The 13,202-nt window shown below is 73.4% G+C and carries 11 protein-coding genes; 7 read left to right on the forward strand and 4 right to left on the reverse strand.

The window, feature by feature from the left end; all coding sequences use genetic code 11:
* Nucleotides 1–154 precede the first annotated feature (154 nt).
* The 4 genes from ACZ5GP_RS12860 (at nucleotide 155) to ACZ5GP_RS12875 (ending at nucleotide 8,116) form a co-directional block, all read left to right on the forward strand.
* Nucleotides 155–5,635, forward strand: a complete 5,481-nt coding sequence (locus tag ACZ5GP_RS12860; protein ID WP_468750885.1) for an HD domain-containing protein — start codon at nucleotides 155–157, stop codon at nucleotides 5,633–5,635.
* A 13-nt stretch (nucleotides 5,636–5,648) separates the two neighbouring features.
* Nucleotides 5,649–6,077 (forward strand): hypothetical protein, encoded by a 429-nt coding sequence (locus ACZ5GP_RS12865; protein WP_468750886.1) that lies wholly within the window; start codon nucleotides 5,649–5,651, stop codon nucleotides 6,075–6,077.
* Nucleotides 6,074–6,709: a hypothetical protein gene (locus ACZ5GP_RS12870; protein WP_468750887.1), complete on the forward strand. Its 636-nt coding sequence runs from the start codon at nucleotides 6,074–6,076 to the stop codon at nucleotides 6,707–6,709. The genes ACZ5GP_RS12865 and ACZ5GP_RS12870 overlap by 4 nt, the downstream gene beginning before the upstream one ends.
* 633 nt (nucleotides 6,710–7,342) lie before the next feature.
* Entirely contained in the window at nucleotides 7,343–8,116 is a 774-nt protein-coding gene (locus ACZ5GP_RS12875) for a mechanosensitive ion channel family protein (RefSeq protein ID WP_468750888.1), read from the forward strand.
* Between the two features lie 30 nt (nucleotides 8,117–8,146).
* Here ACZ5GP_RS12875 and ACZ5GP_RS12880 read toward each other — a convergent pair whose 3' ends face one another.
* From ACZ5GP_RS12880 to ACZ5GP_RS12890, 3 genes are all read right to left on the reverse strand, one after another.
* Entirely contained in the window at nucleotides 8,147–8,443 is a 297-nt protein-coding gene (locus tag ACZ5GP_RS12880) for a DUF6401 family natural product biosynthesis protein (protein WP_468750889.1), read from the reverse strand.
* Nucleotides 8,444–8,618: 175 nt separating this feature from the next.
* A complete protein-coding gene (locus ACZ5GP_RS12885) occupies nucleotides 8,619–9,563 on the reverse strand; it encodes a DUF2382 domain-containing protein (RefSeq protein ID WP_468750890.1) in 945 nt (314 codons plus the stop codon).
* Between the two features lie 238 nt (nucleotides 9,564–9,801).
* The gene (locus tag ACZ5GP_RS12890) at nucleotides 9,802–11,016 is read right to left on the reverse strand and encodes an FAD-dependent monooxygenase (protein ID WP_468750891.1); all 1,215 of its coding nucleotides are present in this window, start codon (nucleotides 11,014–11,016) and stop codon (nucleotides 9,802–9,804) included.
* A gap of 191 nt (nucleotides 11,017–11,207) precedes the next feature.
* Here ACZ5GP_RS12890 and ACZ5GP_RS12895 point away from each other — a divergent pair, with 191 nt between their 5' ends.
* Together ACZ5GP_RS12895 and ACZ5GP_RS12900 are read left to right on the forward strand one after the other, a co-directional pair.
* Nucleotides 11,208–11,396, forward strand: a complete 189-nt coding sequence (locus ACZ5GP_RS12895; RefSeq protein WP_468750892.1) for a hypothetical protein — start codon at nucleotides 11,208–11,210, stop codon at nucleotides 11,394–11,396.
* Nucleotides 11,397–11,488: 92 nt separating this feature from the next.
* Nucleotides 11,489–12,139: a M23 family metallopeptidase gene (locus ACZ5GP_RS12900; RefSeq protein ID WP_468750893.1), complete on the forward strand. Its 651-nt coding sequence runs from the start codon at nucleotides 11,489–11,491 to the stop codon at nucleotides 12,137–12,139.
* 58 nt (nucleotides 12,140–12,197) lie between these two features.
* Here the strand turns inward: ACZ5GP_RS12900 and ACZ5GP_RS12905 are convergent, their stop codons facing one another.
* Nucleotides 12,198–12,479, reverse strand: coding sequence for a hypothetical protein (locus ACZ5GP_RS12905; protein ID WP_468750894.1), 282 nt, complete (start codon nucleotides 12,477–12,479; stop codon nucleotides 12,198–12,200).
* A 254-nt stretch (nucleotides 12,480–12,733) separates the two neighbouring features.
* Between ACZ5GP_RS12905 and ACZ5GP_RS12910 the strand changes: the two genes are divergently transcribed.
* Nucleotides 12,734–13,153, forward strand: coding sequence for a chaplin (locus tag ACZ5GP_RS12910; RefSeq protein ID WP_468750895.1), 420 nt, complete (start codon nucleotides 12,734–12,736; stop codon nucleotides 13,151–13,153).
* Nucleotides 13,154–13,202 lie beyond the last annotated feature (49 nt).

Below are 13,202 nucleotides of genomic sequence, written 5' to 3' on the forward strand. Positions count from 1 at the left end.
GGTACTGATTCCAGTACCGGCCCTCGCTGTTTCCGTACCGGCCCACCGGCTTTCCGCCACGAACGGGTGGCGGGCGCCGGGCAGAGTGAAATCATGTGGCCCACGTGGCCCTTGTGGCCTTGAGGTGGTGGGTGGCCCGGGGCCTGGGGGGCGGATGGAGCGCGTCGTTCGGAAGGCGCTGTTGATCGGGGTGGGGGAGAGCCCCGGCGTCGAGCGGTACCTGCGGCCGCTCTCCGCCGCCGTCGACGCCGATCTGCGGGCCATGAGCGCCGCCCTCCGCGGCAGTGACTACGTGGTGGAAGTGCTGCGGGATCCGACGCGCAATGCCATCACCGAGCGCATCACCGCCCTGTCCGCCGAGGCGCCCCCGGACAGCACCCTGCTCCTCTACTTCACCGGGCACGGCGTACGCATCGGCGACACCGACTACCTGGTGCCCGCCGACGCCCGAGCCCCCGCCGCCGATGCCCCCACCCGGGCTGCCACCGATGCCCCCACCGGGGTCGCCGCCGGTGCCGCCGCCGACCGCTGGGACCAGCCGCACGTCCGTGAGTCGCTGCTGGGCGCCGACATCAGCAAGTACCTGGACCGGTGCCGTGCCGACACCGTGCTGTGGCTCGTCGACGCCTGTCGCTCGGCCGGGGACGGCGGGAACACGGCGTTCGGCAGCCGGGTCGTCAAGGGCCCGCCGAACGCCCGCTTCGCGATGATGACCGGGTGCGCCCCCGGCGAGCGCAGCGGCTTCGCCGACACGGGCAGCTTCTTCTCGCTGGCGCTCGCGCACGCCTTCGATCCGCTGACCGAGGCCACCACCGTGGAGCAGGTGTACGAAGTGGCCCGGCGTGAGGCCCGGACGCTGGCACGGCGGGCCCGGGCCGAGCCGCAGCAGGTCCTCGTCCGGTACGGCAGCGACCTTGAGGCCGAGTGCCGTGGCCGGCAGGTCGCCCAGGGCCGGCGGTTGCTGGAGACCTGGCGGGAGGCCGTGCGTACGCCGGCGCTCTGGCAGCACGTGCCGGAGGGCGACGCGGAGACCGTCGACCGTCTCCAGGACTGCCTGGGCGCCCTCGCCGGGGACGTGGCCCGCCATGTGCACCGCGCCCAGGAGCGGCTGCCCGACCCGTGGGCCGACGACGACTGTCCCGTACGACTGCTGCGTGACCGGCTTCCGATGGTGCTGCCGAAGGACGCCGAGCTGTCCGCGCTGGAGGTCACGGCGCTGATCGCGGGCGTACTGCTGCACGAGGCGGCCTGGGCCGAGCGGCTGAGCCAGGCCGCGGAGCTCCGCCCGCACCTCACCGACCGCCGGTCCGACGCGGACGCGCAGCGGCGGCACTACGAGCAGATCGCCGAGCAGCACCCCCAGATCACCGAGAAGCTCGGGGGCTGGCACTGGTGGCGGACCGGCCCCTCGGACGACCGCAACGCCGTCATGCTCTGGCTCGTGCACCGCTGGATCGGTGAGCGGTTCGCCACCGACGAGGAGGCCGTGCCCGCGGCCTGGGCGGACGCGTTCGTCACCCGGCTGCTCCAGCCCCAGGTGGCGCCGTCCGGGCCGGGCGTGCCCGCCGGCGAGGGGAGCGGTCAGGACCGTGCGGGCTCCGGGCCGGGCGTGCCCGCCGGCGAGGGGGCCGGTCAGGACCGTGCGGGCCGGCGCCCCTCGGCTCCGTCCTCGCTCAGCGGTCGGGCCGGCCAGTTGTCCCTCGCTCTGCGGACCGTCGCCGCCGGTCTCGTGCTCGGCGCGCCGCCCGACGAGCAGCGGCTCGCGCTCCCGGACCGCCACGTCCTGCCCGCCTCCTCCAACTCCCCTGCCGAGCAGGCGATGTGTAAGAGTCCGCAGCGCCTGCGCGTACGTCCCCTCGCCGCGCTGTTGCGCCTGGCGGGGCTGCTCGCCCTCGACGCCCGGCGCCTGCCCGAGGTCCTCGCCGAGCATCTCGCCGTCTCCGATCCGGTCGTGCCGCGCGACGTGATCACCGTCTTCCGGGACGCGACATGGGATCTCGAACAGGACGGTGCCGCCCCCGCGTACCTGCACCTGGACGCCGTCTGCCCGCATCCCTCCATCCACGCCGCGCTCGCCTCGGTGGTCGAGGACGCGGACGAGTTCGGGCACGCGCTCAAGGAAGCGGCGGCGCGGCTGTCGGCCGACGACGCCGCGCTGCTGCGGAGCGTGCCCGCCCGGCTGACCGACCACCGGCTGCGTCCGGACGAGGTCGACGGCTTCAGCGCGTACGACATACCGCTCGCGCACTTCTCCCTCGCGCAGACGGAGATCCGCCGGCTGCTCATGGGCGAGCAGCTCTACGACGGCAAACGGTCCCTGGCGCTGCGGGAGTTGTACCAGAACGCCCTGGACGCCTGCCGCTACCGGGAGATGCGGGTCCGCTATCTGCTCGGCTGCGGCAAGGAGCCCAGGCCCTGGGCGGGTCACATCCGCATCAGCACGGGCCGGGACGAGCGCGGGCGCTACGTCGAGTGTGTCGACAACGGCGTCGGCATGACCGTCGACCAGCTCAGGAACACCTTCACCCGGGCGGGGCGCCGGTTCGACCAGTCCCACGCCTTCCGGCGCGAGCAGGCCACCTGGCTACGTCATGACCGGGCCCTGCGTCTCTACCCGAACAGCCGTTTCGGTATCGGGGTGTTCAGTTACTTCATGCTCGCCGACGAGATGACCGTCGTCACCCGGCCCGTCGGCCCCGACGGACGCCCCGCCCGACGGGCCCTGCGCGTGGACATCCCGGTCAGCGGCAGCCTGTTCCGGATCCAGGAGGCCGACGAACGCGAGGGCGCCGTCCTGCCGGAGGGCGGTACCCGCGTACGTCTCCATCTCCGCAGCCCGGGTGCGCTGAGCGACGACGCGTGCCTCGACACCCTGAAGTCCCTGGTGCTGTACAGCGAGTTCACGCTGGAGGTGGGTGGCGGGAGCGGGGACGGTGACGGGGAGCCGCAGACGCATGTCTGGGCGCCGCGGTCGCTCCAGGCGGGCGGGGGCGCGTTCGAGGTCGGGGCGGAGTCGGCGCTCGAAGCGGTGCCGGGAGTCCTGTGGTGGGTTCCGGACGACGGCGCGATCGTGTGCGACGGCATCGTCAGCGACAAGCGCACCTTCGGTCACGTGCTCAATCTGACGGGCGCGCACGCGGGCCGGCTCAGCGTGAACCGGAACAAGCTGGAGGACTACGACTTCCGGTGGAAGTACCGGCAGATCCGGCGGGGCGCGGCCGCCCTCGCCGCGAGTCCCGGGCTGAACCTGCCCTGGCTGCGCAGCATGGAGTCCAGGAACCCCGCGATCGCCCGCATCCTGTGGCAGGAGTGGCGGGGCAAGGGGGTCCGGGCCCTGGCCGACTTCGGCCGTACGGTCGATCTCGACGAGGTCGGCTGGTTCAAGCTGGACGCGTTCCTGGGCGGACGCGCGGGACGGTACGAGGAAGACTGGGTGAGGGAGGCGGTCCGGCCCTGGCGGAACGCGGTCCTGGGGTCCGACGGCGGACCCGGCAGCCCCAACACCCCCGGCCACCCCACGCAGCGCGAAGCGGTCCCCCTGTCCCTCGAAGGTCACCCGGTGCCGTGTCCGGGCTGGTCGGACATCGCGAGCGGCGTCCACGGCGACTGGCGCAACGCCGTGCGGCTCGCCAACATGCACAAGATGACCGTGTCGGAGGCGGTACGCGCGGCCCGGGGCCTGCGCGTCGCCCACCCCCGCCTGGCGGCCCCCGCCGTGCACGCCCCGCACCCTCCCCCAGGTGACGGTCTGGAATGGCGGCCGGGCTTCCTCGACCTGGAGATCGTCGCCGGTCTCCTCGGCCCCGATCCCCACCCCATGGACGCCTCCCCCGGCCCGGGCCCGGGCCGTCGCTCGGCCTCGCGGGAGTCCGTGCGGGAGATCTACTTCCGGCATGAGCCCGACGACCTGAGCGGCATCGTGCGCACGTCCGCCAAGCGGCGCCGGACACTCGGTGAACTGGCGGACGTATGCGCCAAGTTCGCCCCGTTCCTGGCCACCGCACCACCCACCGCCCCCGCCCACCACCGGGAGTACGTCTGCACGGACGACGACCTCGCCCTGCTCTACCTCAAGGTGGACAAGCACAACTGGCGGCCCACCACGACGCCGTGGGACGTGCGGGCGGCGGCGGAGCGGATCGGCTGCGCCCCCGCCGACGCATGGCGGCGGCTGGCGGACTTCGACTGGTTGCGGCCCGTCCCCGACCCCGCCCTGACCAGCCGCTGGGCCGCCGTGCCGGACGACCTCTTCCCCGTGCTGTGGCGCTACGTCGTGGAGGACGACGACGGCAGCGCGACACTCCCGTGGGCGGCCACCATCGCCCTCGCCGCGGAACACGGGCTGCCGCTGCGCAAGGCGGAGCGGATCCTCGCCGAGCAGGCACGGCTCCTCGCCCTGCGCCACCGGCGGCGGTACCGCAAGGGCTCGCCGGGACGCGACGTGGTGCCCTCGCCCGAGGCCGGCGACCTCACGCACTGGCTGCACGACGCCGGCGTACGCGTGGAGGACGGTGTCTCCCTGCGGGACCTGGCCTACGTACAGCCCCACCAGATGTCCCGCGTGGAACTCTCCTGGTACGCCGACGAGTTGCGGGGCGCCGGGGTGGACACCCCCGACGCCGCCCCTCTCCTGGAGGCGTGGGACGACCTGCCGACGCCCAGCCGGTACGCGTTCTCGGGCGTGGACCCGTCCTTCGACGCCGGTGACTATCCGGTGCCGGCCACCTCGGCCGTGTTGTTCGTGGCGAGTCAGCAACTGCGGGAGAAGCTCTCGTACTTGTGGCGGACCGCCCGCCAGGAGGCGAAGCGCCTGGGGCTCGGCCCGGAACTCGTCGCGCCCGCACTCCCCAAGGGGCTGAAGAAGTTCTCCCCCACCTCGGACGAGACGGCGGCCCTGGTCGAGTACGGCTGGGAGGAGGACAGTGACTACGAATGGTGCGAGAGCCCTGTCTGGACGCCCCTCACCGCGCGGCACCTCGTCGCCTACGCCCGCGCCCGCCACCTCGGTGTCCGAGCCGCCTTCGAGGCGCTGGCCCCGCTGCGCGCCATCGGCGCCCTGGTCCCGGAGCTGTCCGCCGAGGCCGTGGCCGCCCTCCCCGAGGGCGTGCCCGGGCCCCACGACGTGGCGGTCGTCGATCCGGGCCACCGTGTCTCCGCGGCCGGGACGCCCCTGGTGCCGCTCGACCTCGTCAGCATCGCGGGCCGGCTCGGCGAGCCCGTACGGGACACCTGGCGCCGGCTCGCCCCGTACCTGCCGCTGGAGGGGACGGCGGCGGCGTTCTCCGGTGTCCCGGACACCGTGCCCCGCTGGCAGGACCTGGCGATCCTCTCCGAGAGGCTCGACGGCCGGCTGCCCGCCCTCGCCGGCCCCGTCGGCCGGGAGCGGCTGGCCGTCTGCGCGGCGGCGGTCGGCGAGACGCCCGACTGGGTGCGCGCCCGACTGACCACGTACGCACGGTTGTTCGGCATCGAACCGCCACCCCCAGACGACCCAGACGACCCCGACGGCCCCGATGGCCCCGATGGCCCCGACAGCCCGGACGACCCCGCCGGTCTCGCCGATCCCACCGATCCCGAGGACCAGCCGCCCCCCGCCGCCCCCGGGAACGACGCCCCTGAAAACGGCGCACGATGACTGCGAGAACGCCATGACGACGCCGCACGGCCCCATCGGCCCTGCCGGTCCCACCGACCCCCCTGGCCCCACCGGCCCCACCGCCGCCAACGCCCCCGCCCACGACCACTCCCTGGCGTACGCCGAAGAAGACCTCGGTGAGATCGACGCCGCCTCGTTCAGCCGGCGTGCCGCGCCCGGCGACGCGGGGGTCCTCGTCACCGGGGCCTGCCCGCGCTGCCACGGCCGTACGCAGACCCTGTTCCCCTGGGGCCTGCCGGGGACGGGCGGAAAGGGCGTACTGCGCCGGTTGCTGGGGGCGGGCCCGGCCGTGAGGCCGGCGGCCGGGGCCGATCCGCTCGTCGACGAGGTGCACTTCTGTGAGTGCGGCCACGCGCACCCCCTGTCCCCTGCGGACACCTCGTACCGAGGGTGCGGGGCGAGCTGGCGGATCGGGCGGTGACCGCGCACCGCGACCGGCGCTGGGCCGAACTGGCGCGCGACCTGGAGTTCACCCGCCTCCCGGAACTGCGCAGACAGGCCGAGGGCTGGCGCACCGGCCTCACCGGGCTGACGGCGCTCCTGGCGGTGCTCGTCCTGCTGAAGGGGCAGGACAGCCTGACGGCCCTGCCGGCCTGGGCCCGCCACACGGCGACCGGGCTGCTGCTGACCGCCTTCGTCCTCCTGGTGGTGGGCTCGCTGCTGGCCGTACGGGCGGCACACGGCGTCCCGGGCGGCGAGATCCTCCTGGGCGGTCAGTCGCTGCGGCGCTGGACCGAGCGGGAGGTCTCGCGGGTCACCCGGGCGCTGGGGTGGGCGTCCCTCTGCTGCGTCCTCGGGGTGGCCCTGGTGGCGGGCGCGCTCGTGCTTGCCTGGGCCACCACGGACCCCGCCCCGACGCATCTGGTCGAGGTCAGGACGGCCGACCGCGTCGCGTGCGGGGAACTCCTCGGCGCCGACCGCCGCCGCCTGTCCCTTCGTACGGAGACGGAAGGCATCCTCCGTCTGCGCCGGGCGACGGTGCTGGACTTGCGCCCGGTCCAGTCCTGCGCCGCCACCACGACCGCGGAGGCCGCCGTCGCTCTGCGGGGGTGAAAACAAGGGGCGGAAGCTGACCCGGGCGTTCCGGGGGACGTTCGTACGTCGTTGGGCTCTGCATGGCGGCTTTCGACGACTCCCCCCGCGACGCTTCCACGCCCACCGCTCAGGGCGGCGCGGTGACCTGGCCCGGCGCGGCGACCTGGCCGGGCGAGCTGGACGCGGCTCTCGACCACTGCGAGTGGTGCGCGCGGCTGCGGCAAGCCGATGGAGCTGCTGCGTCTGACGGATCGGACAGGTCTGACAGGTCTGACGGGCCTCCCGCCACGTTCGCGCTCTTCGCGCATATGCGCGTGGCAAGGAGAAACGATTCCGTGGCCGCCCGTCGGCTGTGGCCCGGCGGGTGGCGCGGGCGCGGGCGGGTCGTCCTGTGGTCCGCCGCGACCGCCGCGCTCGTGTCGGGGGTACTGGCCGTCGCGCTCGGCTGACCAGGGCCCGAGGCGGTGGCCCGAAGCGGCGGCCCGGGACCCGCCCCGCCCGTCATCCGTTCGGTTCGGCCCGAGCGGCCGGTGATCCAACCCGGTGGTAGACACGGACGCAGGAGCGGGCGCCGTTGCGAGAGCCCCGCTCGTGGGGATCCGGACGCCCGCCGCCACCCGCGCGCGGGCCACAGCGAGTGGAGGACCACTCATGTCCCAGGGCATAACCCTTTCCGTGAATTTCACCCGGGGTCTCGACGACGCCTGGTCGAAGGTCGCCCAGTTCGTGCCCAAGCTCATCGGGTTCCTGGTCGTGCTGGCGATCGGCTGGATGGTCTCGAAGCTGATCACACGGGTGCTCGACCGGGTACTGAGAAAGCTGGGCTCGGAGAAGCTCGCCGAGCGCGCCGGGGCCTCCCGGATGCTCGCCGGCTCCAAGTACGACATGACCGCGATCATCTGCAAGGTCGTCTACGCGGCCCTGCTGCTGATCACGCTCCAGCTCGGCTTCGGCGTCTTCGGCCCGAACCCGGTCAGCGCCATGATCGACGGCATCGTCGCCTGGCTGCCGCGCGGCATCGTCGCCGTCGTCCTGATCGTGGTCGCCATGGCCGTGGCGAACCTCGTGCGGGACATCGTCACCAACGCCCTCGCCTCGCTCTCGTACGGCAAGACGGTCGGCACGGTGGTCTGGGCCTGCATCGTGGCGCTCGGCGTGATCGCCGCGCTGGGCCAGGCCGGCATCGCCACCGCCGTCACCCAGCCCGTGCTGTACGCGGTGCTCGCCTCCGTCGCCGGAATCCTGGTCGTCGGTGTCGGCGGCGGCCTCATCGGGCCGATGCGGGAGCGCTGGGAGCGCTGGCTGCACACGGCCGAGCAGGAGACCGCCAAGGCCCGCACCAGCGCCGGCGCCTACCAGGCCGGGCGGGAGGACGCGCTGGCCAACCAGCCCGTACGCGACCGGGAGCCGACCGACCCCTTCTGAGCCGTACCCGCCCCCCTCGGGGACGGATCGTCAGAGCAGACCGTGCCGTCTCACCAGCCAGGAAATGGCGGTGAGGCGGCACACCGCGTAGTCGTGGCCGACCGGCTCGCGCCAGTCCGACTCGGCCAGCGCGTCGAGGAAACCGAGGGCGTAGTCGCTCAGCACCTCGGGGTCGGGAGCCCGCGGCACCAGCCCCGGGCCACCCGCCGCCAGGCGGTCCCGCAGATGGGCCACGTGCTGGTCGACGGCGGCGGTGAACGCCGCCTCGAAGGCGAATTCCGCGAACCGCGGGGTGTACGACGCGGTGATGCGGGCGAGCGGGGACATCCCTCCAAATTAGGGCAGCAGGACCGCCCCTCAGGGGGCATTTCGCCATGCCGTTGGTCACAGGGCGCCCGCCGCCGCGCACCGGGACACGCCGGCCGCGCACAGCGACAGAGGGAAGCACCCGGTGGGTGCTTCCCTCTGTGACCCGCTCTGTTCCGAGGTCGCGGTGCCGCGGTCAGCGGCGCGGGCCCTGCTTCCCCTCGCGCCAGCCCTCGCCCTCGACGCCGCGCTCGCCCTTCATCCCACGCTCGCCCTTCAGGCCGCGCTTGCCCTTCATGCCGCGCTCACCCGTGGCGTCGTCGAACTCGATCTGCTCCTTGCGGACGGTGTCCGAGATCTCGCGGGTCTCGGTGACCTTCTCCGTCTCCAGGTGCACGCGCTCGACCGGCACGGTCTCCTTGCTGACGACGGGCCGCTCGGAGTGCAGGGTCACCTCCGTCTCGGCCTCGCCGATGGTGCCGCGCACCCGGTCGCCCTCGCGGATCGGCTCCCGTACGACACGGACCTCCTCGTGGGAGACGGGCACGGACGTCGTGACGTCCTCGGTCACGACGACCTTCCGCAGCCGGGCGCGCCCGACCTCCTCCTCCTCGGTGCCGACCCGCAGCCGCTCCTCGGAACGCACCATGTCCTGGTCCTTGGAGCGGTCGTCCACCCCGGAGCGCGTGGCGTACTCGCGCTGCCCGGCGCCCGCGCCCACTCCGGTGCCGCCCGCTCCGGCCAGGCCGGCCGACCCGGTGAGCGGGTGCTCAGGGGTGCCCGCCGTGCCGGTGCCGGTGCCGGTCGCCGCCGTGCCGGGCCGGGTCAGCCCGTAGTGGGCGTAGAGCTCGTGCTCCTGGCCAGGGTCGAGGTGCTGGTCGGCGTCCACCCGCGGGGCCTCCTTCACGGCCTCCTTGGTGGCCGTGACATGCAGGTCGTCGCCGCGCAGCCGGGCTCCCGTGAGCGGCACGAAGCTCTCCTTCATGCCGAAGAGGCCGGTCTTGACGGTCACCCACTCGGGACGGCCGCTGCGGTCGTCGAGGTAGACCCGTTCGATGCTGCCGATCTTTTCGCCGGTCCGGTCGTAGGCTGTCAGGCCCTTGAGCGCGTCGGGGTTGGTGAAGGCCTCGCCCTGGGTCATGGATGATCACTCCCTTGGAGCATGCGACGGGCAGGAACCAATCCGCCACGGAACGACGCACGCCTCAAGGTCCATCGCGCTCCGCCAACGTCCGTCGCGCAAGGCGAAGAGTCACGCAGCGTACGGAGAACGCCCCGCGGGCCTGCGCCATCCCGGTCCATGCCGCGATCCGGCCGCCCCGCCCCCGATAGGGCCATTCGGGTGAACGCGTGCGCAGTGCGCCCACCCCCGCCCGGCGTCAGCCCCACGGCCGCCGGCTCTGCAGGGCCCGCGCCAGGCGGGGGCCGAGGCTCTGCTTGAGCCGGCGCAGGGAAGGGAGGCGGCCCACGGTCTGGTCCAGGTGGTAGTAGAGCTGCGGCGGCACATAGGGCAGCAGCGGCGAGTGGCGCTGGCCGAGCAGCGCGAACATCTGCCGGGGCTCCAGGCCGATGTACCGGGGCAGGTTCTCGTACCACTGGGCACTGTGCCGGGCCGCGCTCTGCACCGAGAGCAGGGCCTGCTTGCGTTCCCGCTCGTAGCGCGCGAGCGCGGCGGGCAGCTCGGCCGGGCCGGTGGATTCCAGCGCGCGGGCCAGGCACACGGCGTCCCGCAGCGCGAGGCTGGTGCCGGCCCCGATGGAGTAGTGCGTGGTGTGCGCGGCGTCGCCGATCAGGGCGAGGTTGCCGTGCGACCAGGTCTCGTTGGTGACGGTCGGGAAGGCCTGCCACTGGGCGTGGCTCTCGATGTCGGTACGGCCGAGCAGCGCGTGCCCGTCGAGCATCCCGGCGAAGAGCTTCTCCAGCAGGCGCAAGGCGTCGCCGTGGTCGAGGCGGTCGAGGCCGAGGCCGCTCCAGGTCGCGGCGGAGCACTCCACCACGCAGGTGCTGTGCCCGGAGCTGTAGCCGTAGGCGTAGCACCAGATCCAGCCGTGCTCGCTCTCCACGAAGGAGAAGGTGAACGCGGTGAACACCCGGGTCGTGCCGAGCCAGACGAACCGGTTGGCGCCGTTCGTCACCCGGGTGCCGAAGTGGGCGGCGCTCTCCGTACGGAGCCTGCTGTGGGCGCCGTCGCCCGCGACGACGAGGTCCGCGTCGGGCAGGTCGGCGCGGCCGCGGATCTCCGTGCCGAAGTCGAGGCGGACGCCCAGCTCACGGGCGCGGTCCGCGAGGATGGTCCGCAGGCGGTGGCGTCCGATGGCGTGGCCCACGTCGCCGTCGTGGGCCACGGTCCTGTCGCCCACGTACGCGAAGCCGCCGCGCCAGCACACCGACTGCTCCTCGACGGCGTGCGCGGAGACGGGGTCCTGGGCGCGCAGTTCCGCCAGGAGGTCGGGCCAGAACGTCACGCCCCAGCCGTGGCTCGCGCCGGCCGGATGTCTCTCGTGGACGGTGACCTCGTGGGCCGGATCGCGCAGCTTGGCGAGGATGGCCAGGTACAGGGAGGCGGGTCCCCCACCGACGCAATGGATCTTCACGCCGCCAACGTATGCGCCGTCCGCCGCCCGGCGGCCGACCCACGCCCCTGTGTCGCCGCCCCGGGCCGCCGCCTCCCCCACTCGGACGAGCGCCGCGTTTCCGTCACCGCCAGTGACGGAATAGCGATCATGAGTGACATCTGCGCAGGATCGAGAGGTCTCGGGATACGACGATGACGAGGAGAACGGACGTGTCGGTTCACCTCAGGCTGTTTCTGTCACTGGTCGTGGTGCTGGTGCCGCTGCTCGTGTGCGTCCCCACCGCGGCCGCGCCCACCGGCCCTGCCGCGCCCCGGGTCGGGTCCGTCGGCGGCCAGGTCGAGTGCGACTGGAAGTACGGCAGGTCCTGCGTGGTCGGCGGCGGCATGTCCTTCATGTGACACGCGCCGGCGCAGGTCCCGTGTCCTTCACCTGGCGTAGTCCCGGCGGCCACGGGATGCGTGCCGGGCCCGCCGCTAGTGAGCTGTCGGGCATGGATGACGACATGGCGAAGGCGCTCGCGCCTCCCTCGCGGCGCCACGCCCTGCGCCTCACCGCCGCGGGAATCCTGACCGCGGGAGCGGTCCCGCTGACCGCGCACCGCGCCACCGCGCGATCGGACGACGTCTGTACGGGCGGCTACGACGCGGAGTTCGAACGGGACCTGGCCGAGGCGGACGCCCGCATCGCCCCGGAGGACGACCGGGCCCTGTTCCCCGCCCGGGCCCCCCGCGGCCGGTACACCCTGCCCCTGCGCCGTGACTTCCGGGTCAGCGCGCGCTACGGCGTCCGCGGCGACTGGCTCGCCGGGCACCACACGGGCATCGACCTCGCGGTGCCGCGCGGGACACCGGTGTACGCCGTGGGAGCGGGTGTGGTGGTGCTCGCCCGCTGGTCAGGGGCGTACGGCAACGCGGTGACGGTGCGGATGCGGGACGGTCACTACGCCGTCTACGCCCACCTCTCCCGCATCCGGGTCCACCAGGGGGACGGGATCGGCGCCGGTGCCCGGGTCGGGAGCAGCGGCGCGACGGGCCGGGCCACGGGCCCGCACCTGCACCTGGAGATACGGGTCCGCCGCGGCTACGGCTCGGACATCGACCCGGTCCGCTACCTGGCCGAGCGGGGGGCCCGGCTCCTGTAGGCCTGGGCGGTGGGCCTGTCCGGCGGATCAGGTCGCGTCGCGCGTCCCGGCCCCGGTGCTACTGGACGGACGGCAGGAGGTTGGTGACGGGCGCCACGAGGTCGGTGACCTGCCGCAGCTGGTTGAGCTGGTTCAGGGCACCGAGCTGCTGCTCCAGGGTGGGTACCGCGGCGCGGTGCTCCTCGGGGATGCCGCTCATCTGGATGTCGTCGAGCGTGCCCTGGACGGAGATCATGCCCGGTCCCGGGGCATCCGGGGCGGCGTGGGCCGCCGGGGCGGCCAGGGCCGCGGCTCCGGCGGCCAGCGAGACAGCGGCGATGATTCGGCGTGCTGATGTCATGTCCTCAGAAACGTTCGTGCGGTGCGGAGGACACGGTTTTCGCGGCGCTCTCACTCAGGAGATCCGCAGAATCGCGCATCCGGCGCGTCGACTTGACGCCTTGACGTCTGGGAATGTGCCCTCCGAAAGAGCGTTTCTCTTCTCCTGTCACCTCCCTGCCGACGTGTCGCACGCCGTTACTTCGCCGGGAGAGCGGACGTTAGAAGCATGCGGCTGCGCGGAGCAGTCGCTCTTTCGATCCAAAGGAGAACGTGATGTCTCGCATCGCGAAGGCAGCCGCCATCACCATCGGCACCGGCGCCGTCGTCCTGGCGGGCGCCGGCCTGGCTTCGGCCGATGCCGGTGCGCAGGGCAGCGCCGTCAACTCGCCCGGCGTGCTCTCGGGCAACCTGCTCCAGATCCCGGTCAACGTGCCCGTGAACATCTGCGGCAACACCGTCAACGTCGTCGGCCTGCTGAACCCCGCCTTCGGCAACCAGTGCGTGAACGGCGGCGGCGGCCACCACGGTGGTCACCACCAGGGCGGCCACCACCAGGGTGGTCACCACCAGGGCGGCCACCACCAGGGCGGCCACCACGGCGGCGGTCACCACAAGGGCGGCAACCACGGCGGCGGTCACCACAAGGGCGGCCACCACGGCGGCGGCAACCACAAGGGCGGCTACGGCAGCTGACCCCAGCAGCTCGAAGAAGCCCCCGGGAAGCGTTCCCCCGGGGGCTTCG

The organism is Streptomyces sp. NPDC031466, assembly GCF_055581265.1.